The sequence below is a fragment of the Priestia sp. FSL W8-0001 genome (genome assembly GCF_038050335.1).
GTDB lineage: Bacteria > Bacillota > Bacilli > Bacillales > Bacillaceae_H > Priestia > Priestia flexa.
The window spans coordinates 2,423,911-2,444,493 of record NZ_JBBPAL010000001.1 but is presented as its reverse complement, the minus strand read 5'-3'; the positions used below and the strand labels follow the sequence as shown (position 1 = coordinate 2,444,493).

34 protein-coding genes, 1 pseudogene and 1 riboswitch are annotated in these 20,583 nt (G+C 36.3%); of the genes and pseudogenes, 27 read left to right on the top strand and 8 right to left on the bottom strand.

What is annotated here, in order from left to right; all coding sequences use genetic code 11:
- Positions 1-109: 109 nt before the first annotated feature.
- Positions 110-1,239 (top strand): IS3 family transposase gene (locus MKZ18_RS13065; RefSeq protein ID WP_318757758.1). Its coding sequence is split into 2 segments (ribosomal slippage): positions 110-389 and positions 389-1,239, totalling 1,131 coding nucleotides; the frame shifts between segments, so codons are not numbered across the junction.
- On the opposite strand, the gene MKZ18_RS13060 is transcribed toward MKZ18_RS13065, so the two are convergent.
- Positions 1,220-1,660 carry a hypothetical protein gene (locus tag MKZ18_RS13060; protein WP_340842504.1) on the bottom strand — a complete coding sequence of 147 codons (441 nt, stop codon included), beginning with the start codon at positions 1,658-1,660 and terminating at the stop codon, positions 1,220-1,222. The genes MKZ18_RS13065 and MKZ18_RS13060 overlap by 20 nt on opposite strands.
- 137 nt (positions 1,661-1,797) lie before the next feature.
- On the opposite strand from MKZ18_RS13060, the gene MKZ18_RS13055 reads away from it, so the two are divergent.
- From MKZ18_RS13055 to MKZ18_RS13040, 4 genes are all read left to right on the top strand, one after another.
- Complete coding sequence (locus MKZ18_RS13055) at positions 1,798-2,376, top strand: poly-gamma-glutamate hydrolase family protein (protein WP_062686646.1); 579 nt, start codon at positions 1,798-1,800, stop codon at positions 2,374-2,376.
- A 145-nt stretch (positions 2,377-2,521) separates the two neighbouring features.
- Positions 2,522-3,010: a VOC family protein gene (locus MKZ18_RS13050; RefSeq protein ID WP_144593669.1), complete on the top strand. Its 489-nt coding sequence runs from the start codon at positions 2,522-2,524 to the stop codon at positions 3,008-3,010.
- A gap of 23 nt (positions 3,011-3,033) precedes the next feature.
- Entirely contained in the window at positions 3,034-3,159 is a 126-nt protein-coding gene (locus tag MKZ18_RS13045; RefSeq protein WP_258954115.1) for a hypothetical protein, read from the top strand.
- A gap of 13 nt (positions 3,160-3,172) precedes the next feature.
- Positions 3,173-3,667: a tetratricopeptide repeat protein gene (locus MKZ18_RS13040; protein WP_340842505.1), complete on the top strand. Its 495-nt coding sequence runs from the start codon at positions 3,173-3,175 to the stop codon at positions 3,665-3,667.
- 19 nt (positions 3,668-3,686) lie between these two features.
- Here the strand turns inward: MKZ18_RS13040 and MKZ18_RS13035 are convergent, their stop codons facing one another.
- Positions 3,687-4,010, bottom strand: coding sequence for a YnfA family protein (locus tag MKZ18_RS13035; protein WP_025909916.1), 324 nt, complete (start codon positions 4,008-4,010; stop codon positions 3,687-3,689).
- Positions 4,011-4,279: 269 nt separating this feature from the next.
- Here MKZ18_RS13035 and MKZ18_RS13030 point away from each other — a divergent pair, with 269 nt between their 5' ends.
- From MKZ18_RS13030 to MKZ18_RS13020, 3 genes are all read left to right on the top strand, one after another.
- On the top strand, positions 4,280-4,483 hold the full coding sequence (locus MKZ18_RS13030) for a zinc ribbon domain-containing protein (RefSeq protein WP_025909917.1): 204 nt from the start codon (positions 4,280-4,282) through the stop codon (positions 4,481-4,483).
- A 76-nt stretch (positions 4,484-4,559) separates the two neighbouring features.
- Positions 4,560-5,888, top strand: coding sequence for an AlbA family DNA-binding domain-containing protein (locus MKZ18_RS13025; RefSeq protein WP_260864949.1), 1,329 nt, complete (start codon positions 4,560-4,562; stop codon positions 5,886-5,888).
- A 185-nt stretch (positions 5,889-6,073) separates the two neighbouring features.
- Positions 6,074-6,232, top strand: coding sequence for a hypothetical protein (locus MKZ18_RS13020; protein WP_153301146.1), 159 nt, complete (start codon positions 6,074-6,076; stop codon positions 6,230-6,232).
- A 239-nt stretch (positions 6,233-6,471) separates the two neighbouring features.
- Here MKZ18_RS13020 and MKZ18_RS13015 read toward each other — a convergent pair whose 3' ends face one another.
- Positions 6,472-6,765 (bottom strand): DinB family protein, encoded by a 294-nt coding sequence (locus tag MKZ18_RS13015; RefSeq protein WP_340842506.1) that lies wholly within the window; start codon positions 6,763-6,765, stop codon positions 6,472-6,474.
- Between the two features lie 118 nt (positions 6,766-6,883).
- Between MKZ18_RS13015 and MKZ18_RS13010 the strand changes: the two genes are divergently transcribed.
- The 6 genes from MKZ18_RS13010 to MKZ18_RS12985 all read left to right on the top strand — a co-directional run bounded on the left by MKZ18_RS13010 (position 6,884) and on the right by MKZ18_RS12985 (position 11,387).
- Complete coding sequence (locus MKZ18_RS13010) at positions 6,884-7,348, top strand: GNAT family N-acetyltransferase (RefSeq protein ID WP_076512450.1); 465 nt, start codon at positions 6,884-6,886, stop codon at positions 7,346-7,348.
- An 85-nt stretch (positions 7,349-7,433) separates the two neighbouring features.
- Entirely contained in the window at positions 7,434-7,553 is a 120-nt protein-coding gene (locus MKZ18_RS13005; RefSeq protein WP_076512449.1) for a YjcZ family sporulation protein, read from the top strand.
- Between the two features lie 158 nt (positions 7,554-7,711).
- A riboswitch (SAM riboswitch) is annotated at positions 7,712-7,825 on the top strand.
- Positions 7,826-7,908: 83 nt separating this feature from the next.
- Complete coding sequence (locus MKZ18_RS13000) at positions 7,909-8,727, top strand: MetQ/NlpA family ABC transporter substrate-binding protein (protein WP_025909920.1); 819 nt, start codon at positions 7,909-7,911, stop codon at positions 8,725-8,727.
- A gap of 12 nt (positions 8,728-8,739) precedes the next feature.
- The gene (locus MKZ18_RS12995) at positions 8,740-9,753 is read left to right on the top strand and encodes a methionine ABC transporter ATP-binding protein (protein WP_035320727.1); all 1,014 of its coding nucleotides are present in this window, start codon (positions 8,740-8,742) and stop codon (positions 9,751-9,753) included.
- Position 9,754: 1 nt separating this feature from the next.
- Positions 9,755-10,420: a methionine ABC transporter permease gene (locus MKZ18_RS12990; protein WP_025909921.1), complete on the top strand. Its 666-nt coding sequence runs from the start codon at positions 9,755-9,757 to the stop codon at positions 10,418-10,420.
- Positions 10,421-10,436: 16 nt separating this feature from the next.
- Positions 10,437-11,387, top strand: a complete 951-nt coding sequence (locus MKZ18_RS12985; protein ID WP_061785583.1) for an L-lactate dehydrogenase — start codon at positions 10,437-10,439, stop codon at positions 11,385-11,387.
- 59 nt (positions 11,388-11,446) lie between these two features.
- Here the strand turns inward: MKZ18_RS12985 and MKZ18_RS12980 are convergent, their stop codons facing one another.
- Positions 11,447-11,896 carry a hypothetical protein gene (locus MKZ18_RS12980; RefSeq protein ID WP_025909924.1) on the bottom strand — a complete coding sequence of 150 codons (450 nt, stop codon included), beginning with the start codon at positions 11,894-11,896 and terminating at the stop codon, positions 11,447-11,449.
- Between the two features lie 120 nt (positions 11,897-12,016).
- Between MKZ18_RS12980 and MKZ18_RS12975 the strand changes: the two genes are divergently transcribed.
- The 6 genes from MKZ18_RS12975 to MKZ18_RS12950 all read left to right on the top strand — a co-directional run bounded on the left by MKZ18_RS12975 (position 12,017) and on the right by MKZ18_RS12950 (position 14,948).
- A complete protein-coding gene (locus MKZ18_RS12975; protein WP_025909925.1) occupies positions 12,017-12,238 on the top strand; it encodes a DUF1659 domain-containing protein in 222 nt (73 codons plus the stop codon).
- Between the two features lie 16 nt (positions 12,239-12,254).
- Positions 12,255-12,467 carry a DUF2922 domain-containing protein gene (locus tag MKZ18_RS12970; protein ID WP_025909926.1) on the top strand — a complete coding sequence of 71 codons (213 nt, stop codon included), beginning with the start codon at positions 12,255-12,257 and terminating at the stop codon, positions 12,465-12,467.
- A gap of 64 nt (positions 12,468-12,531) precedes the next feature.
- A complete protein-coding gene (locus MKZ18_RS12965) occupies positions 12,532-12,951 on the top strand; it encodes a BlaI/MecI/CopY family transcriptional regulator (protein WP_025909927.1) in 420 nt (139 codons plus the stop codon).
- Positions 12,948-13,769, top strand: coding sequence for a M56 family metallopeptidase (locus MKZ18_RS12960; protein WP_340842507.1), 822 nt, complete (start codon positions 12,948-12,950; stop codon positions 13,767-13,769). Before MKZ18_RS12965 ends, MKZ18_RS12960 begins: the two co-directional genes overlap by 4 nt.
- 64 nt (positions 13,770-13,833) lie before the next feature.
- The gene (locus MKZ18_RS12955) at positions 13,834-14,550 is read left to right on the top strand and encodes a DsbA family protein (RefSeq protein WP_025909929.1); all 717 of its coding nucleotides are present in this window, start codon (positions 13,834-13,836) and stop codon (positions 14,548-14,550) included.
- Entirely contained in the window at positions 14,547-14,948 is a 402-nt protein-coding gene (locus tag MKZ18_RS12950) for a disulfide oxidoreductase (RefSeq protein WP_061785581.1), read from the top strand. Before MKZ18_RS12955 ends, MKZ18_RS12950 begins: the two co-directional genes overlap by 4 nt.
- Positions 14,949-15,046: 98 nt before the next feature.
- Here MKZ18_RS12950 and MKZ18_RS12945 read toward each other — a convergent pair whose 3' ends face one another.
- Positions 15,047-15,493, bottom strand: a complete 447-nt coding sequence (locus MKZ18_RS12945; RefSeq protein WP_144593667.1) for a DUF2798 domain-containing protein — start codon at positions 15,491-15,493, stop codon at positions 15,047-15,049.
- A gap of 190 nt (positions 15,494-15,683) precedes the next feature.
- Between MKZ18_RS12945 and MKZ18_RS12940 the strand changes: the two genes are divergently transcribed.
- The 4 genes from MKZ18_RS12940 (at position 15,684) to MKZ18_RS12925 (ending at position 17,781) form a co-directional block, all read left to right on the top strand.
- The gene (locus MKZ18_RS12940; RefSeq protein ID WP_025909932.1) at positions 15,684-15,839 is read left to right on the top strand and encodes a YvrJ family protein; all 156 of its coding nucleotides are present in this window, start codon (positions 15,684-15,686) and stop codon (positions 15,837-15,839) included.
- Positions 15,840-15,951: 112 nt separating this feature from the next.
- Positions 15,952-16,431, top strand: a complete 480-nt coding sequence (locus tag MKZ18_RS12935; protein ID WP_076512444.1) for a hypothetical protein — start codon at positions 15,952-15,954, stop codon at positions 16,429-16,431.
- Positions 16,432-16,760: 329 nt separating this feature from the next.
- Positions 16,761-17,018: a CD3324 family protein gene (locus MKZ18_RS12930; RefSeq protein WP_144593666.1), complete on the top strand. Its 258-nt coding sequence runs from the start codon at positions 16,761-16,763 to the stop codon at positions 17,016-17,018.
- Positions 17,019-17,145: 127 nt separating this feature from the next.
- Positions 17,146-17,781: a FusB/FusC family EF-G-binding protein gene (locus tag MKZ18_RS12925; RefSeq protein WP_025909935.1), complete on the top strand. Its 636-nt coding sequence runs from the start codon at positions 17,146-17,148 to the stop codon at positions 17,779-17,781.
- Between the two features lie 24 nt (positions 17,782-17,805).
- On the opposite strand, the gene MKZ18_RS12920 is transcribed toward MKZ18_RS12925, so the two are convergent.
- Positions 17,806-18,282 (bottom strand): GyrI-like domain-containing protein, encoded by a 477-nt coding sequence (locus tag MKZ18_RS12920; protein WP_025909936.1) that lies wholly within the window; start codon positions 18,280-18,282, stop codon positions 17,806-17,808.
- Between the two features lie 203 nt (positions 18,283-18,485).
- Here MKZ18_RS12920 and MKZ18_RS12915 point away from each other — a divergent pair, with 203 nt between their 5' ends.
- Complete coding sequence (locus tag MKZ18_RS12915) at positions 18,486-18,920, top strand: hypothetical protein (protein WP_144593665.1); 435 nt, start codon at positions 18,486-18,488, stop codon at positions 18,918-18,920.
- A gap of 1 nt (position 18,921) precedes the next feature.
- Here the strand turns inward: MKZ18_RS12915 and MKZ18_RS12910 are convergent, their stop codons facing one another.
- The gene (locus MKZ18_RS12910) at positions 18,922-19,149 is read right to left on the bottom strand and encodes a hypothetical protein (protein ID WP_061785578.1); all 228 of its coding nucleotides are present in this window, start codon (positions 19,147-19,149) and stop codon (positions 18,922-18,924) included.
- Positions 19,150-19,282: 133 nt separating this feature from the next.
- On the opposite strand from MKZ18_RS12910, the gene MKZ18_RS12905 reads away from it, so the two are divergent.
- A complete protein-coding gene (locus MKZ18_RS12905) occupies positions 19,283-19,417 on the top strand; it encodes a hypothetical protein (RefSeq protein ID WP_257788899.1) in 135 nt (44 codons plus the stop codon).
- Positions 19,414-19,608, top strand: a pseudogene (locus MKZ18_RS21100) (NADP-dependent oxidoreductase); the annotation flags it as partial. The gene MKZ18_RS12905 and the pseudogene MKZ18_RS21100, both read left to right, overlap by 4 nt.
- 46 nt (positions 19,609-19,654) lie before the next feature.
- Here MKZ18_RS21100 and MKZ18_RS12895 read toward each other — a convergent pair.
- On the bottom strand, positions 19,655-20,284 hold the full coding sequence (locus tag MKZ18_RS12895) for a YitT family protein (RefSeq protein WP_062686658.1): 630 nt from the start codon (positions 20,282-20,284) through the stop codon (positions 19,655-19,657).
- Positions 20,285-20,583 lie beyond the last annotated feature (299 nt).

Sequence of the window (20,583 nt, the reverse complement as noted above, 5' to 3'; positions counted from 1 at the left end):
AGCCTCCTCCTGATGAACCGTAACAGGTGACCTGGATAGGCTACACTAAGTTGGACAGATAAAATAAGGGGATGTAAACTTAGACTATTAACTTAAGGAGCGTGCTACTATGACACGTCAACGTCGAACTTTTACACCCGAATTTAAACTGCAATTAGTGAAGCTTTATGAAAATGGCAAATCTCGCGCAGATATTGCCAGAGAATATGATATTACACCATCTGCTTTAGATCGTTGGATTAAAAACTATCTTGAATCTGGTTCATTCGCTGCGAAAGATAATCGAACAGAAGAAGAAAATGAACTTGCTCGATTACGTAAAGAAAACCAACGTTTACTGATGGAGAACGATATTTTAAAGCAAGCAGCGCTGATCATGGGACGAAAATAAATGTGATTCGTAACAATTCTCACAAATATTCAGTATCAGCAATGTGTGACGTCCTCAATATTCCAAAAAGTACTTATTATTATCATGCCGATGAAAGGAACGAATGCGCGAAGAAAGCTGAAGATAAAGAGCTTTCTAGAGAAATTATGCGTATTTTCAAAGAAAGCCGTAATAATTATGGCACACGAAAGATCAAAAAAGTATTAGCAAAATTACCTAAAGCCAAGCAAGTTTCACGTCGCCGAATTGGTCGATTAATGAACGAAATGGGTCTTGTTTCAAACTACACTGTGGCACAATTTAAACCACATCGATCAACTTGTAATGAAACTCCTGTTAAGAACGAATTACAACGCCAATTTACACAAGAAGCACCGTTAGCTGTCATAGTCAGCGATTTAACATACGTCCGTGTCGGAAAAAAGTGGCATTATGTATGCCTATTTGTCGACCTCTTTAATCGAGAAATCATTGGTCATAGTGCTGGTGTGAATAAGACAGCAGAGCTTGTGTATCAAGCCATTGCAAGCATCCAAGCGAATTTGAATGATGTCAAAATGTTTCATACAGACCGTGGGAAAGAGTTTGATAACAAGCTTATTTCAACGGCACTTGATACGTTTGGTATCAAACGATCACTGAGTATGAAAGGATGCCCTTATGACAACGCTGTAGCTGAAGCGACATTTAAGGTATTTAAGACAGAGTTCGCTAACGGAGCTCATTTCTCTTCCCTTGAACAACTAGCTCTTGAACTTAACGATTATGTGCATTGGTTCAATAACATTCGAATTCACGGAACATTGGCCTATTTAACGCCTGCTGAATTTAAACAACAGCCCTTATAATTTTTGTCCAGTTTAGTGTTGACATTCCAACCTTTGGGAGAGGTATGTGTAATTTTTCTAAGATTTCTTTTAGCAACACGGAGATTTCCTGAAGGTAAAACCGTTCTTTCGTTCCTTGCCCCCATCCTAAAGAGAGAGGACCTAAATATAAAGTAGGGTCGTTGTAGTAAATAACCGATGCATTGAATAGGTCCATCCATGAATGGCGCTGAAAATAAGGAGGACCTTGCGGGTGCTCTTGCTTAGCACCGGCTCCAGAGCCTAACAGAATCATCTTTGAAGAGTTTTCTTTTAGTTTGATTAAAAATTCATATAATACGCCGTCCCACTCAACGGCAAAGACATACGGCATGTCATTTAATAAATCAACATCATGTAGCTGATGCTTTTTGATTGCAATTCGCGTGTAGTTTTCAATCAATTGTTTAACACCACTTTCTATATAGTAAAAAGCATTCATTCCATCTTATGAAAAATCTAAAAAAGTGCTTGTACGTTTAATGTATACTCTATAAAAATCAAGTCATATTAAGAAACAATAGAAGGGAAGTGATCGTTGTGCGAGATATATATCAAACGTTTCAAGAGCTATCTCAGTGTGAGCGAGCTGGAATTGACTATGAAATTGAGTGCATCATTCGTAAGAAAGACATTGTTGTGTTGGCGATTCATGGCGGTACAATGGAAGAGGGTACACTTGAAATGGCAAGGGAATTGGCGCAGGAGGTTAACGGGACTTTTTATGCATTTAAATGCTTAAAAAAAGAAGATCCCTTTGAACTGCATGTAACATCTACTCATTACGATGAAGAGTTGGCAAGGTCATTAGTCCATCAGTCAAATATAACTATTTCATTTCACGGTGCACGCGGTGCGGAACGAGAGATTTATATAGGAGGGCGCGATGAACCTCTTGCATCTCGCGTGAAAGAATTATTAAAACCCGGGTTTATTGTAGTTGAGCCGCCCCCTCATTTAAGAGGAGTTTCGCCAGATAATATTGCAAATGATAATACCCGCCATCAGGGACTGCAGTTAGAATTGACAGTACCTCAATATGATGAGCTGCTAACTAACGTAGAAAAAAAACAGTCTTTTATTGAATCGTTAGTAAAAGCGATTAAAGAAAGTGAATAGCATGTATACAGCGCCGGAAAAAATAGGCGCTGTATTTTTATTGCAGGATAGTTGAAAAGCGCATCTCCATATGGAAGATATGCTAAAATATAGAAAAAGAAAGTGTTGCACCTTTAATGGTTGGTTTATAAAGTGAGGAGATAAGATGAAAATTAAAACAGAAGGAATATCAGAAATTGTCCTTGAAGTACAGTCAATGGAACGAGCCGTACAGTTTTGGTCTAATCAGCTTGGCTTTCCAATCGTGGAACAATGGGGGTATGATAACGGACAGTTTACCGAGGAATCAAATGGAATTTGGGCAACATGGCTCTATGTTGGAGGGCCAACAAGGCTAGGACTATGGCTTCCTCGTATGTTTTCCAAAGCTGAGCAAAAGATGAAGCAGCTGAATATTTCAAGCTGGCCAAACCTTTACGATGAGGGTGGCGTTCACGTTCACTTAGCTCTCCACGTGCAGAAGCAAAATCTTGAGGGAACGCTTATATTGTTGAAGCAGGAAGATATCGATGTGAAGATAATAAAAGAAGCAAATGAAACAAGAGTGTATTTTAAAGACACGGAATCAAATATTATTGAATTCTATACAAAATCAATGGCCGACGATTACACAAAACAAGTGATAAAGAAATAGTAGAACACTAGGGAGGGGTATCAATGAATGAACTCAATGGCTATTTGCTTGCAATGGAACACGTAAATCATTATACAAATCATGTCTGTACGTTTGTATTTGATACAAAAGAGATGCTATATGTGCTTGAGCTTGGAATTGATAGCTAGAAGGGAGCTCGTTTTGCAAAATTATTATTGGATCATAATTATGTTAGTTTTGGGAACATGTATAAAACTATGGAAAGTTATTCGTAAGAAAAAGCCACCAACAAAATTTGAGCACTTTCATAGTAAAGCTTATGATTTGGAGGAAAAAGGAAAGTTAGAAGAAGCTATTTCAATGAGAAGTGAAGGAATTAAAAATTCGGCGCTTTCACCTTTAGAAAGAGGTGACTTGCACTTTGGTAATGCTTATACATACGTTCAGATGAAACGCTATAAGAAAGCAACCTCATGCTTTGACAATGCGTTTGAGGAAGCAAGACAGGAAGAGTTTCCTTATGATAAACAGTATGAGCAGATACTAGAGATTTATCTAAAAGCGGGAAGAGAGCAAGATGCACTCCGTATCGTTGAGGAATTAATAGAAAGAAGCTACTATGATAAAGAGTTTTTAAGTTTAGAAACAGCTAAGCAGTGGGTGCAAACAGAAATGCAAAAGCGTGCTCTATCATGAGTACGCTTTTAAATTTCGTTTAGCTTCGAGGCCAAACAATGACAATAACGCCAACTAAGCAGATAATGCTACCTAACCAATCTTGGAAATCTGGTGTTTCTTTGTCAATTAACCAGCCCCAAAATAGACTCATGATAATAAAAACACCCCCGTAAGCCGCATATACTCGTCCGAAGTCGGGAAAAGCCTGCCAAGTGGCGATAATCCCGTATAGAACGAGAGAGATTCCACCAGCTAATCCAAACCAGCCAGACCAGTCATCACGAAGCCATTTCCAAATAAAGTACCCGCCACCAATTTCAGCAATTCCAGCTAATATAAAAATAATAGTTGCCTTAAACATAATTTGAAGCTCCTAACATAGTAATCTCTGTTTTAATGATATCTGTATTTGTTTAAAAATACGAGGTGAAATTAAAAATGTGTTAAAATGGATAATAAGGAATAAAAAGTATAAAAATGGAGGTAGTTCGTTTGGATTTCATATTGTTCTGTCCAAAGAAGGTAAACAACGAGTATTGTAAGAACGGAAAAATATGAAACTTTTTAAACACTATTTCGTATTACTTAATATAAATTAGATTTTTTATTTTAACAAAGGAGATGACAGAAATGAAAGAGGCGGGATGTATAAAATGTGGTGGACAGAGCGTTGGGCAAAAGGAAGTGGCAATGACAGGCACAGGTCTTTCAAAGCTTTTAGACGTTCAGCATAACCGCTTTGTTGTGGTTTATTGTAAGTCATGCGGTTACTCAGAGTTTTATAATAAAGAAGCGTCTAAGGCGTCTAATATTCTCGATTTGTTCTTTGGTTAATTTAGAAGAAATACGACTGTTTAGCCACTTTTCATCATATGGATAAGTTATATGCATATGATGAGGAGGAGAAACTGTGAGTGATTCGTTTTATTCGCCGTTCATAAATAAAGAGGGAAGAAAGCTAACGATTGCTGAAATTTGTTTCTCTGATGTAGAAGTGATGGTTGCGAAGCAGTTAGAAGAAGGGTATCAGCTTGAATTTAAGCGAGAAGTTAGTTCCACTGTGAAGAGGAAGATTCCAAATATTATTGCATCGTTTACCAATGAAATGGGCGGGTGGCTAATATTTGGAGTTGATGAAGATGATTACTCAATCAATTTACTTGAAAAAAAAGAGTATGAGCTCTTTATTCACAACATGCTGAAGGATGTAACGAATCCAATTCCTCGTATTTTTACTCGGTTTCTATCACCTGAACATACCACAGAGTACGGCGTCTTTGTTATTTGGATTCCAGAAGGCTTGTACCCTCCTTATATGTCATACGGGAAAGTTTATCGCCGTATTGGGAGCGGAACTTCTCCAATTTCAGAAATTGATGACCGCTATCACCTGGACCGTCTATATCAAAAGTCAAAAGACCGAATGATGCGTTTAGAAGCATTTTGCACAAAAGAATTATCTATCTATAACCGAAAGGGGCTTACGCACGGCGAAGGCTATGTTCACTATGGAATGTGCAATATGTACGTCATTCCAATTTATGACTTGTACTTATTGGAACATATGGATGAAGATAAATTAAAGCAGTATATCTTATCAAAATCAAATGAACCGAAAGCTTATCCAATGTATGAAGAAATTGAAATGAACGTTCATTTACCGTTTGTTAAAGCATCATATTCTGCAGAGTCAATTATTTTTCGAAACACTGATGTTATTGACTCCTATGATAAAACCGTTGCTTGGGAACAGTTTGTTAATGGAGCGGCAAAATTTCATATTCCAATTCCATATGTAGAAGAGCTTGATGAAGTAAAATCTGTTTTGCAAGAGTGCGTACCAAGCTACAGAAATGCTGCTATTTTTGATCAATTTCAATACGTTGATGGCCATCAATTTTTAACATTGTTACTAAGCTGTCTTGGTGAGTACATTGAATGTATGACGCAGCTCAACGCTGAATTAGAAGATATGATTGTTGTAATTGATCTTGAAAACGTGCGAAATGATGTTTTGTATTTTAACCAAGGGGCATATAAAGGTTTTTTAAGAGAAGAAGGCCTAGTTTTTTCTGATAAAAAGCATTATCGATTTAATAAATCTTTTCGAGCTATGAAGCTAAAAGAAAAAAACGGTGAATCTTTATTTCAATATGTTGATTATATTATTAACGCGTTTGGTCTCTCTAAAAACAAAGCTCTTCATTTTCTTATGCAATCTTTTTATCAATCAAAGTAAAAAAATGACTATTTTTTAACAATTGAGAACATTTATACATTTTCTGAAAAAGGTATGGTACCATCAAATAGAGTGAGGGGAATAGTGGTTATTCCTCAAACTCGCTTGAATAAACCTTTCAAACAAAAGGGGATGTTACAAAGGTTTATATCAGACTTTGTGAGACATAGGGGAGAGAATGAAACATGAAAAAGGTTGGGTCCATTCTGTTAATTGTGTTAGCGCTAGCAGGATTGGGAGGGGTGTGCGCTGCTTATTATCATTTCGAGCAGCAAAAAGAAGCAGTAGATAAGTTTGTGGTAAATGAAACATACATATTAACAGTAGGGGTAACACAAATATAGAGATTTTAACCAGATATACGGGTAAGCTATTCAAGAAAAAAATCCTAATAATTGTTAGGATTTTTTTCTTGAATAGCTTTTTTAATTTGTTTAATTGTTTCAACATGCATTCCCTCATGGTAAAAGTTAAACAAGAACGTGCTGCCAACGTGATCAAACGAAATGCCAGCTTTATTAGTGAACCGCTTGGCTAGCTTCAAATCATAATGAGCGGGTATGAATTCTTTAATACGCTCAGTTTAAGTCATCAGCTCTTCTTTTAGTTGAATTAAGGTAGGAGGTGTTTCCTTCCATTGAGAAGGTTTTGTTTCAGCCGCGAATAATCGCTCATATGAGGCAGGCAATTGATTTTTCTTTCCAGCAAGCTCAAAAACAAGCTTTTCTTGAATATATACAATCTGCCCTAAATTCCAAAAAATGTTGTTTGAAAAGCCATCGGGAGTTACTAACGATTCCTGTTCAGTTACGCTTGATAAAACTTTTAGCGTAATACTTCGAACGGTTTCTAAATGATGTAATAACAATAAATTCATAAATAATTCCTCCTTTAGACTTGTTTCTTTTCTAGTAATATCTTTTAATTATAACAGGGAAACAGTCAAATACGGTGTAGTTTGCTTAACGAAAATAGTAAGAAGAAAGGGCGATACCATGTCTAGTTTACGTTTTGAAAAAATATTGCAAGTAACAAAGAACCATATTGAGTTGTTAAAGGAAGCTGATCCATCAGAAGAGGTTATTTCAGGCTATATTGAGAGAGGAACATGCATTGCAGGAAGAGCAGATGGTGAGTTAGTGGGGCTTGTTGTACTGCTACCAACAAGGCCGAATACGGTGGAAATTGTCAATATTGTAGTAAAGAAAAACATGCGAAATCAAGGATACGGAAAGCAATTGGTGGAAGAAGCTTTAAAGCTTTCAAAGCACTATGGATATAAAAGCGTAGAAATTGCAACAGGTAATTCAAGTATTGAGCAGTTGGCGTTGTATCAAAAATGTGGATTTCGTATTACAGGAATTGAAATTGATCACTTTGTTCATAACTATGAAGAAGAAATCTATGAAAATGGTATTCAATGTCGTGATATGATTCGACTGCGACAAATATTGAGTTAAGGGTACATATTTTTAGAAAATGGGCGTTTAGACAAGCAAAAGGATGATGCGTGCATACACTGAGACAGAAAGGATGGTGTATGTTATGTGTTTTTACGGCGGTTATTGTGGAGGATACGGCTATAATAAAGGCGGCAGTGGGTTTGCCTTAATCTTAGTTCTGTTTATTCTTCTTGTTATTGTAGGATGCGTTTGTTGGAATTAATAAAGAAAAGAAGTATACAAAAGGAGACTTTTGTATGCTTCTTTTCTTTAAATTAAAACTAATCTAAAAAATTTTATAAAATAAAATTAAAAAAATATTGACACTATATACAAACTACCTGTAGAATAGCCATCATAACAAAGTGAATAAAAAAGCAACTCTTATCGAGAGTGGTGGAGGGACTGGCCCTATGAAACCCGGCAACCTATCAGCAATCGTGCTGTAACGGTGCTAAATCCTGCGGTGTATCTTTATACACTGAAAGATAAGAGAAGCGGATTGGTTAAAATCGCTTCTCTTTATCTGCAAGAGGCGTTTTTTTTATGGAAAAAAAGAAAAGGGAGCGATTGACATAATGAAAAAAACAACAAAAGTACTAGGTTTAACACTGGCGTCAGCACTACTAATTGTAACGGCTGCGTGCGGAAAAGAAGAAGCAAAGACTTTGAGCACAGAAAAAATTACAATCGGAGTAACTGGTGGTCCTCATCAACAAATTAACGAAGAAGTGAAGAAGTTAGCAGAAAAAGATGGATTAGAGATTACCATTAAAACGTTTAACGACTATAATACACCGAACACAGCGCTTGATGAACGTGATTTAGATTTAAATAATTATCAAACATTACCGTTTTTAGAACAACAGGTAAAAGATAAAGGCTATAAAATTGAGGATGCGTTTAAAACGGTTGCGTTTCCAATGGGTATTTATGCAGACGGCATTAAAGATATAAAAGAACTGAAAAAAGGTGACAAAATTGCTGTGCCAAATGATCCAAGTAATGAATATCGTGCGTTAAAGCTATTTGAAGCGGCTGGAGTTATTAAATTAAAAGAAGGCGTTGAAGAAAAAGCAACGAAAAAAGACGTAGCTGAAAATAAACTGGATCTTGAAATCGTTGAGCTAGAAGCTTCACAAATTCCATCTCAATTAGGTGAAGTAGCAGCTGCTGCAATTAACACAAACTTTGCGATGGGTGCAGGTTTAACAATTAATGATGATGCCATTTTCCATGAAGAAATTGAAAACAATCCATATCCAAACTACGTTGTTGTACGTACGGAAAATAAAGATGATGAAGTTGTAAAACAGCTAGAGAAATACTTCCATTCAGATGAAATTCGTCAATTTATTGAAGAAGAGTTTAACGGCTCAGTTGTCCCAGCATTTTAAGGAGTGGTGAACGTGATTGAATTAAAGCAGACTTCCAAAACATATGAAGTCAACGGCAAGAAAGTGGAGGCTGTGAAAGACGTGTCCTTGACTATTGAAAAAGGAGAGGTGTTCGGAGTAATTGGATATAGCGGTGCGGGGAAAAGTACGCTGATTCGCTGTGTTAATCTACTTGAAAAACCAACGTCTGGAGAAGTATTCATTAATGGTGTAAGCCTAACGACTCTTTCAAAGCAGGATCTTCAAAAGACACGCCGGAAAATCGGGATGATTTTCCAGGGGTATAATTTATTAAAAACAGCAACTGTATATGAAAACATTGCAATTCCTCTAAAACTAGAAGGCATTGATAAAGAAACCATTCAAAAGCGCGCAGAGAAGTATTTAGAAATTGTCGGGTTGTCTGATAAAGTTAATCACTACCCGTCTCAGCTATCTGGCGGTCAAAAGCAGCGTGTTGCCATTGCACGAGCGTTAGCGCATGAGCCTGAAATTTTATTAAGCGATGAGGCCACAAGTGCCTTAGATCCAGAAACAACGGAAGCTATCTTGGAGTTACTATTAAAAATTAACCGAGAATTAGGCTTAACAATTTTTCTAATTACGCACGAATTAAACGTTGTTCAACGTATTTGTGATCGCGTAGCAGTGATGGAAAATGGAAGAGTCGTAGAAGAAGGAAAAGTAGTGGATATATTTACTCATCCACAGCATCCAACAACTAAGCGTTTTATTGGTTCAGAATCTGCATTTAATCTTCCAGAAGCTTTAAAAACAGAATATCGTAAAACTGGTAAGCTTGTATCACTTTATTTTAAAGGAAGTGAAAAGTCCAATGAACCGGCGCTTGCGATGGTTTCACGCAAATTTGATGTATTACCAAGTATTTTAGCCGGTGGAATTGAACAGTTAAAAAATGAAACGCTTGGAAAGCTGCTTGTTCATTTAAGAGGAGATAAGGAAGCTTATGAAGAAGCAATCGGATATTTAGAAAGTGAAGGCGTTATTGTAGAGGAGTGGAAATAAGATGGCTGAATTTTTTGTAGAGTGGGGAGACGTTATTTGGGAAGGCTTCCTTCAAACGTTAACCATGACAAGTATCTCATTAGTTATTGCCATCTTGATTGGTTTACCGCTTGGGATTTTACTTGTTGTAACTAGACAGGGTGGACAGTCAGAAAACAGATGGTTATACCAAGTTCTGAACTGGATCATCAACATTATTCGTTCGATTCCATTTATTATTCTATTATTCTTCATTCTACCATTTACTAAGCTTATTGCTGGAACAACCATTGGTGTACAAGGCGTAATTGTTCCCCTTGTGGTTTATACCGCACCTTATATTGCAAGATTAATGGAGTCTGCGCTGTTAGAAGTTGATAAAGGAATAGTGGAAGCATATCAATCAATGGGGATTTCAACGTCAAAAATTATTTGGTACGTTGTTGTAAGAGAAGCGCGTTCTGGTATTATCTTAGGATTAACTATTGCAACAATTGGTCTCATAGGTGCTACTGCAATGGCAGGCCTTGTTGGTGCTGGTGGGCTTGGAGATATCGCCTTTCAATATGGGCATTTACGCTTTGAACCAACAGTGATGTACACAACTATTCTCGTATTAATTATTATGGTACAGTTGATTCAATCGTTTGGTAGCCAGCTAGCTAAGAGATTAAAAAGAGAAGGGTAAGAGAGGTAGGTTGCTCATGGGAAGGAAAGTTGGAATTATTGGATGTGGCAATGTTGGCTCAGCGACAGCTTTTTCATTAGTTAATCAGCAAGCAATAGAAGAATTGGTACTTGTGGATTGTTTAAAGGAAAAAGCGGAAGGTGACGCGCTTGATTTACAGGATGCAACTGTCACAGCGTCTGGGTTTACAAACGTATATGCAGGTGGATTGGTCGATATTAAAGATGCAGATGTGATTATTATAAGCGTTGCCGGTCCAAGACCTCAAAAAGGTGAAACGCGGCTTGATGAACTAAAAGCAACTGCACCTATTATTATGGAAGTAGTTACAACTCTAAAAGAGCTTGGTTTCTCAGGCTGTTACGTTGTAGCCACAAATCCATGTGATGTTATTACATACCATGTATGGAGTTTGTCTGGATTGCCAAGAGAGCGTGTAATTGGAACAGGAACTTTATTAGATAGTTCACGTCTTCGGCGAGTTGTTGCAAATGAACTCAAGGTAAAGCCACATGACGTTCATGCGTATATGCTTGGTGAACATGGCGATTCGCAGTTTGCACTATGGTCACATTCAACAATTTTTGGACAAAAACTAGAAGATTACTACCAACATGAGCAGTCTATTTTAGATAAAGAAAAAATTGAAAAAGAAGTGATCAAACTAGGTTTTGAAATCTATTGGCTGAAAGGAAATACGGAATTTGGTATTGGAAACGCGATTGCACAGCTAACCAAAGCCATTGTCAGTAACGAACGAGCTGTTTTTCCAGTTTCTACGATATTGCAGGGAGAGTATGGCTTACATGACGTAGCTATTAGTATTCCATCTGTTATTGGAAAAGGAGGAATTGAGAAACGAATTCCTCTTCATTTATCACTAGAAGAACATCGTAAGCTGGAATATTCAGCAAACATTATTCAAACAGCAATTTCTGAAATACGTTCTCAAAAAATACAGCACTAAAAAAGCACGCTTTTCTGAAAAGCGTGCTTTTTAACGATAGCTTGTCGTACATACATAACTCATACTAAATAAAATAAGGTTTTTGCCTGCTCCGTCTTTTTGAAAATTTCTATGGTTGTAACAAGCAAAAAGATAAAAGCAACACTAGAGGCTAAAAGGGAAATACGCAAAAATAAACGCTTTCTCTTTAACAGCCGATAAATAAAGAAAAGCATGATCCCAATTAACACAATACAAGCAATACCAAGTTGGATAGAGAGCTTTGCTAATTCATCAATGGTTTCTTTAAATAAAAGTAGCCCTTCGTTGTTAAGCTTTGTTTCAGAAATATTTGTTTTTTCTTCATGGTTTAATACGCCGATGTCCCACTTTTGAGAGGATGTATCATTGTATACTGTGTAATAAAACGGCCCGAGTTTTTGTTCATCAACGTGATGGTTACTTGCTGAGACGTGTGAAGCAATGGGAAAGGCGAGTAAAAAAATAAGCAGTGAAATCCATCTTTTCATAGTTAAAATCCTCTTTCTCTATCACAATCTTCTTTTATTATAAAGGAGATTTTTTTTTGTATCTATCATCCCTCCGTCCTATTTAGATTTCTATATATAAGGCGAAAGGGGGAATGAAGGATGGCAGAAAAAATTCAGGAAAAAAGCCAGCTTCGCATGACATTTCACAACGGTGATAAGGAGGATGGAACGATGATTTTAAAATCAAAACTATACCCAAATATTGCAATAGCTTCTTCACCTGATGCGTTGCTAACAGCAAGTGAAGCCATTGCGAGTCTACAGTTACTTCCACTTGTTGAAGTCGCAGAAGTCGTAACATATACGCTTGTAAGTGAATAATAAAGGGGGGAGCTAAATGAAAACATTAACAATGCAGTTTTTGAACTTAGAACAAAAAACAGTGGGTATTTCAATTGAGCAGCCGAAAGAAGGGCTTGAAGCTTCTGAAATCAGCGCAGCTATGGATCAGATTTTAGCAAGCAATGTGTTCACATCAAATGGTGGAACACTTACATCAAAAAAGGGTGCACAGATCATTGAGCGTAACGTAACGGAATTTGAAATCTAAACATGGTTTGCCTTGACCAAAAACCACCTCCGCACTACAATGAGTAGTGTGAGGTGGTTTTTTTATGAAGATTCAACAGTTTAAGTTTAAAGAAAGTGGCTTGAATCGTTTTTTTGGACCTCTAGAAGCAAAGGTAATGGAATGTATATGGCATGGAAAACAAATGACAATTAAAGATGTGCAAATTGCTCTTGAAAAAGATAAGATAGTCAACTTCAATACGGTTATGACCGTTATGAATCGTCTTGTAGAAAAAGGGCTGTTGGACAAGTATGTAAAAGGGAGAGTTTCTGTTTATCAACCTGTGCTGTCACAGCAGGAATTTTTAGAAGGGCAATCTAAGGAATTAACGTCTGAATTAATTGATGAATTTGGACTCTTGGCTGTGAGTCATATGTTAGATGCAGTAGAAGAAGCAGATGAAGAGCTGCTGCTGCTTTTAGAACAGAAAATTAAAAAGTTAAAAGCGAGCGAAGAAATATGAATAAAAAGCAATCTGTTGTTCTTTTTTACGCATCCATACTAGTAGCCATTAGCCTGCTTGTACAAATGACGGTTTATCTCATAGACCCACATCATCATTTAAATGTGTTTACTCTATGCTATCACGCTGTAGAACATATTGGTTGGAAGTGGGCACAGTATGTTTTATATGGGTTTGTGGTTTATACCCTCTTGCTTGTTTTCTGGAAGCTAACTAGACAGTTTTGGCTTTTGTACCAATTTTATCATCAAATTAAAGTCAGTAAAGTATCAAGCTTAACTCGTTACATAGGCAAGGATGAAGATATTTATCAAGGGGTCGTTGTTGTTAATTCTACCCGTCCATTTGCTTTAACGAAAGGATTTGTGAAGCTTCAAATTGTTGTTTCAACAAATTTAGTTAATCTGTTAAATGAAAAAGAACTTGAAGCAGTGTTATATCATGAGCAATTTCATAGGCGTAATAAAGACCCACTGAAAATTTTTCTGTTATCATTGTGTGCATCTGCACTGTGGTATCTTCCTGTGCTGAAGTGGAGCAATGAACGTTACAAATTAATAAGTGAACTGTTAGCTGACCGTGCTGCGATTGATTCGCTAGACTCGACACTTCCAATTGGAAGTGCGCTTTTAAAACTGATTAAGTACCAAAAGCAGCAAACTTCTTATGCATATGCGCCTTTTGCCGAGACAGCAGTCAATTATCGCATAAAGTGTTTGGTAAATCCAAAGATGACCATCACATGGAATATTCCAAAACTTATGATGGTAAAGTCAGTGGCTGTGTTTGTGCTGCTTTGGTCAGTATTTGCTTATTAAGGAACGAATAAAACATATTGAGGGAGAGGTGAAAGCTGCTTCTATTTAAGTTGCAGCAAACAAAATGGCAAAGTCAAAGAAAAAAGGAAAAACAGGAGTTCAAAAAAAGCAGTCTACAAATTCTAAATGGCTGTTTTGGACAATTGGAATTGTGAGCGTGGTTGTTTTAGCGTTTATTATCTTTGGTAATATCAATAAAGGTAGCGAACAAGCTGATATCAGCTATGAAAATCAACCGTTCTTGGGTGAAGAGGATGCACCAGTTGAAGTGATTGAATTTGGTGATTATAAATGTCCTCATTGTAAAGAGTTCAACAATACATTTTTTCAATTGATTGACCAAGAATACATTCAAACAGGCAAAGTGAAGTTTTACTTTATGAACTATGCTTTTATTAACGTAGATTCAACTCGCTCGGCTCAGTTTGCTGAAACGGTTTACAAAGAGCTAGGAAATGATACATTTTGGAAGTTCCATAAGCTGCTTTATGAGAAACAACCTGATTCAGCCGGTGCTGAAACACAGGATATTTTTACAGACCAATTTTTACAAGATACCCTCGGCGAAATAGCCAATGAGGAAGATGTGCAAAAAGTAGTGAAAGCTTATGAAAACGAAGAGTTTAAAGAAGCGTTCCGCCAAGACATGTCTTATGCCAAGAAACTAAATGTTTCTGGAACACCGGCTCTTTTTGTAGATGGAAAGCCATTTGAAGGATCAACTGCTGAAGACTTTGATAAGATGGTTAAAGAAGCAGCTGAGAAGAAGGGACAAGAATGAAGAAAACATTAGTAGGGAGCTGGATTGTTACAATTGTTGCAACTCTGGGCAGCTTATCTTTTAGTGAATTGTTTAATTTTATTCCATGCACATTTTGTTGGTATCAGCGAATTCTAATGTATCCGCTCGTGATCATTTTAGGCATAGCTGTGTATGAACAGAATGACAGAATTTATAAATACGTACTGCCGTTCTCAGTCGTAGGTATGCTTGTATCGGGCTATCACTATGCATTACAAAAAATACCTGCATTACAAGCGTTTGAAACATGTACAAGCGGTATACCTTGCTCGGGTCAGTACATTAACTGGCTTGGCTTTATCACAATTCCATTTTTAGCATTCATTGCGTTTACAATGATTACATTCTTAATGGTAATGTTAAAAAGACAAAAATAACAGAAGGACTCTAAGCTAAAAACTTGGAGTCCTTCTGTTATTTTTGAATAAACTATGTTCTAAATAAACACATATTACATCAACTAAAAATGATGTTCTTATAAAGAAGGAGCTTGTTTTATTGAAATAAATTTTGAAAAGAGAAATCGAACAGCTGGCCCTATAATAAGAATCTGTGTTGGGTAGGCGACAATTATGTTTTTTGCAAAAATTGTAAAGAAACTAATTAGTACATGTTGGTTTGTCAAAGAGCCAGCTATAGATGCATGAATAAGTCCATAGATTGACATGAAAAACACCATTCCTATCACCATACACGTAGATAAAGTTAAGATCATATAAAACTTCTTCTCTTTCTTAAAAGGTAGTGAAAAGACAACTTTGTGAGCTATAGGCCCTACTATTACTAATTCAAGTGCAAGAGCAATAATGAAGACCATTATCATTTCTTTTACCATTTGCAGCGGTGTTAGTACGTTGAACATCCCATTAAGCATGAAGTTATACGTTGTCATAACGAATACCATGCCTAAGCACATCATCATTCCAAAATAAAATTCCTGTTTTTTTGTTGTTGGCGTATCGTAATCCTCCTTTTGAATTCTTTGTTAAGCATAGAGATTTAAAAAACGCTTCGTAAGTGAACATTATGTGAACTTTTTTTGTTTTTCGTCCCTTTTGAAAAGTAAAAAGCCTATATATAAAGCGATAGAGCATTAAAGGAGGAGAAGAAAAATGACGGATTGGCTTTCTTTCGTTTCAGATGTTGGCTTTCCAATTGTAGTGACTTTATATTTGCTGCATCGGATTGAAGCGAAGCTTGATATGGTTGTAACGTCGATTCAAAAATTACCTTACGAGTTAGAACAACGGGAAAATGAATCAACTTGAAAAGTGGAGAAATATCGATGTGTTAGTAAAATAAAGGAAAAGAGCTTTTTACATTTATGAGCATGTTATACTTGTTCTAGCTGTTAAGATAAAAAGTGGAGGGATTCAAGTAATGAACATGTACCCTGACATCGCAACAAGCTATGGAGCAGATTTAATAGTATGTGAAAATCAATTTGAAGCAAGCTATTATTACCATGAAATGAGAGGGCAATGCTTACAAAAGTTAAAAGAAATTAGCAAGTTAGTTGATGAATTTGAATTTGACTTTTCACCAGACAGTTTAAAGATAATTGAACTTCTATATTATGATGTAGAAGATCAGCAGTCTTTTTCATTTTTTAATCTGACTAAAGAAGAATTTGAACGTTGTCTAGGCGTTTATTTAGGAGAAGTCGTAGTTAGAAATATTGAAAAAGCTCGCTGGGTTGTTCGTGAATATTCCCTCGACTCTAGCAAATTTTTAATGGGAATTGAAAAAGGGAAGTTTGCGTTAATGCTTCCTTATGGATATCGTGAGCATAAAGAACGCTATCCGCACTTTCGATTCACTCTTTATCGAGACTTTTTACAATTTAAGAACCGTAACTAAGCTTGAAAAATAGCTTGTAGTTGAACATAAAATAATTAATTATATATTAAAGACAGAGAGATGAAGGAAAGCTGAGAATATTTTCTCGGTTTTTTTCATGAGTATGGATGAAAAATGGTATAATTAGGTGAATATCTCGTTTTGGGAGGTGATCGAGAATGGTAAACAGCTGTTTACCTGCTTCTGTTCGTACTCATGCAAAGCCTACAAATGGAAAGGCGATACTTTGCATGGGGATAAACGCTTGATTAAGTCGCCCATTGCTTAGTTCACTTCATTTAATAGGCTTTGCCACCTTATTTATAGTAAAGAATAAGGAGCGAGCAGAAATGAAATATGTGAACGCAACGACTGTTTTACCTACTGAGCTAGTTAAAGAACTTCAGAAATATGTCCAAGGAGAAACTATTTACGTGCCAAGTACAACCCGAAAAGAATGGGGAGCGTGCTCAGGTACGCGAGAGTGGACGAAAAAACGAAATTGTGACATTAAAAAAGCTTTTCAAGAAGGCCGAACAATATATGAACTAGCACAGCAATACTTTTTATCTGTTGAAACAATTAAAAAAATTGTTTATAAAAAGTAATTATTAAGGCACTCATCAAAAGATGGGTGCCTTAATGTATATCTTTTTTTAGAACTGTTTTTGCCATGTTAGCAAAATGTCCTGAGCATATAATAAGAAGTAGAATAAAAGAAAGGCTTGATTTAATATGGAAGCATTTATTAATCATCATCAATACAATCTTATACGAGAGCAAGTGAAGTTAATCTCTGACAGTTATGCGAAATCTAATAGCCACGATGTAACAAGTGCTATTAAAGCCTTGGCTGCTGAACGAGTATTTAATCAATTTGAAGAGCTAACACCGTTGCAAAAAGATATTTTGTCACCTATTTCAATGCTGTCAGACAGCAAGGAAGCCGAGGTGTTTTTGAATAGCTTAGAATCGGTTATCATTCCTTTTCCACAAATAAGCGAAGCCGGAATTAAAAAGTTATTTAAAAAGGTGAAAAAATTAAAGGTACCGGCTAACATTAAAGAAGAAACGCTTCACTGCTCGTATATTGGGTGGAATGATTACGGTGCCAGTAAAAAGTATCTTATCGTAGAGTATCACGGAAAGTTAATTGGCGTTGCAGGTGAATTTAAGCGTATTCAAGATAAAGGAGTATGTACAATTTGTCATCGTATTTCGGACGTAGGGCTATTTATGAACCAGAAAAAAGCAAGTTCAGACGGTACGTTTATAAAGCGTGGAAACTATATTTGCCAAGATAGTGAATGGTGTAATGATCATCTAACAGATCGAAGCAAGCTAACTGAATTTATTGAGTGGTTATATTAAAAGCGAGGACTTGCTCCTCGCTTTTTACTGACCAATCTTTATCGGAATGTGAATCTTTATTACAATATCGTTATCTACGTTAAAGTGTGTAGAGGTATCAACAATTTCTAATGTAGGGCCAGGAATTGCTTGATGTCCAGATTTGGAAAGCCAATTTTTTTGAATCATCTCGTAAGTTTTATGAAGACTTTCAAACGTACCTTTGTGCTCATATTGTATATATGTATAAGCGGGAAACGTGTGAACATTCATTCCTTTGGGGATGGTGGTTGGATCGTTTACTTCTACACCAGTGATATAAAAGTAGTCATTTTCAAATGGAGGGAGACAAATCCCTGTCATGATATGATCATGCTTTCGATGAGGAATGGTACTATAATTCTGTTCCATTTGCTCCCAAAGAGCCTTTACTATGTCCTCGTCTCTTTTATTGAGCTTAGACCTTTTTTGAGCAACACCAACTACTGAAAATCCTTCTTTATAAACGATTTGACCTTGCATAATCCACCTCGTATGTAATGGGATAAAGTGAAGCTTATCGTGATTTTAACATACAATGAGACAATGGAAAATAGCTAAAAAAAGATGCAATCCTTTATTTTTACATAAAATGTAAGAATTACGTATAGGACATAATGACCTCTCTTATATATTCAATAATATCTCTTCTTCATTGACGAATTGAATGTAAAGGGGTGACCGCCATGATAGGTTTATTTAAAAGCCGAATTCAAATGTCTGCTACCCAAACTACGAACTCTTTATCGATTCCGTTTAACACTGAGACAACAGTTTTAACACTAGCTGTGCCTACAACCATTCCTCAGCAGCCCAAAAAAATCGATGGAATTGTAGGAGTAGAAGCGAATATTCCACTGGGACTAACAAGCTATGAGTATGGTGTGACGATGCGCTTGTATCGAAATGGTCAACAGCTAATGAGCCAAAACCTACGCCAAGGTGCAGCTGCGGTATTAACGCTGGGATTCATTCAAAATAGTACTATCCCTTTTTCATGGGTAGATCAAAATGCTGTTCAAGGAACGAATACGTATACCGTGACGCTTCAATTCTTTACACGTTCAACAAGCGGAGTGACCATTCAAACAAATACAAGAAGCCTAAACGTTATCTCCTAGCTCAGCAAAGTTCGAAGTGATAGTTAAACCAATAATCCTCTTGAATGTTGCGAGTATTAGAAGCAAGGATATGCTCTTTTCCTTCCTCATCTAGTGCTAACCAGTTATAGTTAATGTCCATTTTAATAGAGTAAAAATGGCCTTCTTTAAACAAAATAACCGGAGGGTGTACTTCTACATAATCATTTAGTTTTTTAACCACGTCTTGTTTACAACGAATAAGTTCCATAAAATTGTTTCTCCTTTGTGCATATGTATAGCATATTCTTTGCGGTATAGCTTGCACCCTCTTTACAATTAAGAGGAGCAAGGTTATTTTAGCATATTTTAAAAAAGAATTAGAGTGAAAAGGACCGAGACAAATGAATGAACAAATTATCTTTGCTAAAAGACCAGTTGGAATGCCAGAGACAGACACATTTCGATTTGAAAAAATTGCAATGCCAGAAGCAAAAGAAGGAGAGGTAGTTGTTCAAATCCCTTTATTTGTCGAATGAAAGGATTCATTGTGGCTGATTATGCAGAACGCTTTCAAGAGGAGATTAAATAATTAGGTGAATGGGTGCAGCAAGGAAAGATTAAATACCGTGAAAATGTTGTACAAGGATTTGAAAATGTTCCTGAAGCATTTTTAGGCTTATTCAGTGGCGCAAACCTAGGAAAGCAGCTTGTAAAAGTAGCCGAGTAAAAGCTTATATTAAAAAACCCAGCTTTGTATAAAAGCTGGGTTTTCTTTAAAGGACAGATGCGGTTTGCTGTTCCTCTGTATTTTCTTGCTTGTGGTTACGCTCAATAGCCGAGCGTTTATGGTAACGACCAAGTAATCCTGTCATAATAAAAATTGCTAACAGAGAATAAAGCACTTGAATGACCCCAAATACGGCAGTTGCTGACCCAACAATGAAAAGATCTGTAATAAGCATCGTTTTTCCAGGATTCACTCCAAACCTTTTGTCTAAAAAAACGCAAAGCATATTAATGCCACCGAGTGAAGAGCCGTTTCGAAATAAGATAATAAGCCCAATCCCAATGATGATGCCTGCTGTAATTGCAGAAAGCAGTGGATGAGGCAGTTGCAAGGTAAGCATTCCTACAAGAACATCTGACATAATAGACATTAAGCTAACGCTTATGAAGCTTCGAATTGTAAACTGCAAGCCAATTTGAGTAATAGCCATGAAATAAAACGGTAGGTTAATAATAAAGAAAAGCATGCCAAATGAAATGTTGCTTAATTGTTCAAGTACAATCCCTAATCCTGCTGTCCCGCCGATAACCAGGCTTGAAGCAGTTAAAAATTGAATGCCAGTTGCTACGAAAAGGCATCCAATTGTAATCCATATCCATTGTTTCACCCTGTTCATTTTTAATACCCCTTTGTATATGAATTAATTTTTTTGTATATAAATTCTCTTTTTCTGATATCACAAATCCTATTGTACTACAAAAAAAATTCTTTGTATCTATAATTGTAAGAGAATCTAACACAATTAAAAAAAGTAATATAATTTAAATTAGTTTAATTTTTCTGTTTATTTCTGTAGTTTTAAAATGAATATAAAATGTATATTTAGAAAGTGGAAAAGGCGAGCAGAAATTTGTGAAGAGCGTTTCTTAGTTGGTAAAATAAAAGCGTAGTAGATTAGCCAAAAAAAGAAAAGAG

Bases quoted from the DNA above. Each gene is read 5' to 3' on its own strand.
- MKZ18_RS13050 (WP_144593669.1), top strand. From the start codon at position 2,522: ATGAAAATTAAAACAGAAGGAATATCAGAAATTGTCCTTGAAGTACAG.
- MKZ18_RS13045 (WP_258954115.1), top strand. From the start codon at position 3,034: ATGAATGAACTCAATGGCTATTTGCTTGCAATGGAACACGTAAATCAT.
- MKZ18_RS13035 (WP_025909916.1), bottom strand. From the start codon at position 4,010: ATGTTTAAGGCAACTATTATTTTTATATTAGCTGGAATTGCTGAAATT.
- MKZ18_RS13030 (WP_025909917.1), top strand. From the start codon at position 4,280: ATGAAAGAGGCGGGATGTATAAAATGTGGTGGACAGAGCGTTGGGCAA.
- MKZ18_RS13020 (WP_153301146.1), top strand. From the start codon at position 6,074: ATGAAAAAGGTTGGGTCCATTCTGTTAATTGTGTTAGCGCTAGCAGGA.
- MKZ18_RS13015 (WP_340842506.1), bottom strand. From the start codon at position 6,765: ATGAATTTATTGTTATTACATCATTTAGAAACCGTTCGAAGTATTACG.
- MKZ18_RS13010 (WP_076512450.1), top strand. From the start codon at position 6,884: ATGTCTAGTTTACGTTTTGAAAAAATATTGCAAGTAACAAAGAACCAT.
- MKZ18_RS13005 (WP_076512449.1), top strand. From the start codon at position 7,434: ATGTGTTTTTACGGCGGTTATTGTGGAGGATACGGCTATAATAAAGGC.
- MKZ18_RS13000 (WP_025909920.1), top strand. From the start codon at position 7,909: ATGAAAAAAACAACAAAAGTACTAGGTTTAACACTGGCGTCAGCACTA.
- MKZ18_RS12990 (WP_025909921.1), top strand. From the start codon at position 9,755: ATGGCTGAATTTTTTGTAGAGTGGGGAGACGTTATTTGGGAAGGCTTC.
- MKZ18_RS12985 (WP_061785583.1), top strand. From the start codon at position 10,437: ATGGGAAGGAAAGTTGGAATTATTGGATGTGGCAATGTTGGCTCAGCG.
- MKZ18_RS12980 (WP_025909924.1), bottom strand. From the start codon at position 11,896: ATGAAAAGATGGATTTCACTGCTTATTTTTTTACTCGCCTTTCCCATT.
- MKZ18_RS12975 (WP_025909925.1), top strand. From the start codon at position 12,017: ATGGCAGAAAAAATTCAGGAAAAAAGCCAGCTTCGCATGACATTTCAC.
- MKZ18_RS12970 (WP_025909926.1), top strand. From the start codon at position 12,255: ATGAAAACATTAACAATGCAGTTTTTGAACTTAGAACAAAAAACAGTG.
- MKZ18_RS12965 (WP_025909927.1), top strand. From the start codon at position 12,532: ATGAAGATTCAACAGTTTAAGTTTAAAGAAAGTGGCTTGAATCGTTTT.
- MKZ18_RS12960 (WP_340842507.1), top strand. From the start codon at position 12,948: ATGAATAAAAAGCAATCTGTTGTTCTTTTTTACGCATCCATACTAGTA.
- MKZ18_RS12955 (WP_025909929.1), top strand. From the start codon at position 13,834: ATGGCAAAGTCAAAGAAAAAAGGAAAAACAGGAGTTCAAAAAAAGCAG.
- MKZ18_RS12950 (WP_061785581.1), top strand. From the start codon at position 14,547: ATGAAGAAAACATTAGTAGGGAGCTGGATTGTTACAATTGTTGCAACT.
- MKZ18_RS12945 (WP_144593667.1), bottom strand. From the start codon at position 15,493: ATGATGATGTGCTTAGGCATGGTATTCGTTATGACAACGTATAACTTC.
- MKZ18_RS12940 (WP_025909932.1), top strand. From the start codon at position 15,684: ATGACGGATTGGCTTTCTTTCGTTTCAGATGTTGGCTTTCCAATTGTA.
- MKZ18_RS12935 (WP_076512444.1), top strand. From the start codon at position 15,952: ATGAACATGTACCCTGACATCGCAACAAGCTATGGAGCAGATTTAATA.
- MKZ18_RS12930 (WP_144593666.1), top strand. From the start codon at position 16,761: ATGAAATATGTGAACGCAACGACTGTTTTACCTACTGAGCTAGTTAAA.
- MKZ18_RS12925 (WP_025909935.1), top strand. From the start codon at position 17,146: ATGGAAGCATTTATTAATCATCATCAATACAATCTTATACGAGAGCAA.
- MKZ18_RS12920 (WP_025909936.1), bottom strand. From the start codon at position 18,282: ATGCAAGGTCAAATCGTTTATAAAGAAGGATTTTCAGTAGTTGGTGTT.
- MKZ18_RS12915 (WP_144593665.1), top strand. From the start codon at position 18,486: ATGATAGGTTTATTTAAAAGCCGAATTCAAATGTCTGCTACCCAAACT.
- MKZ18_RS12910 (WP_061785578.1), bottom strand. From the start codon at position 19,149: ATGGAACTTATTCGTTGTAAACAAGACGTGGTTAAAAAACTAAATGAT.
- MKZ18_RS12905 (WP_257788899.1), top strand. From the start codon at position 19,283: ATGAATGAACAAATTATCTTTGCTAAAAGACCAGTTGGAATGCCAGAG.
- MKZ18_RS12895 (WP_062686658.1), bottom strand. From the start codon at position 20,284: ATGAACAGGGTGAAACAATGGATATGGATTACAATTGGATGCCTTTTC.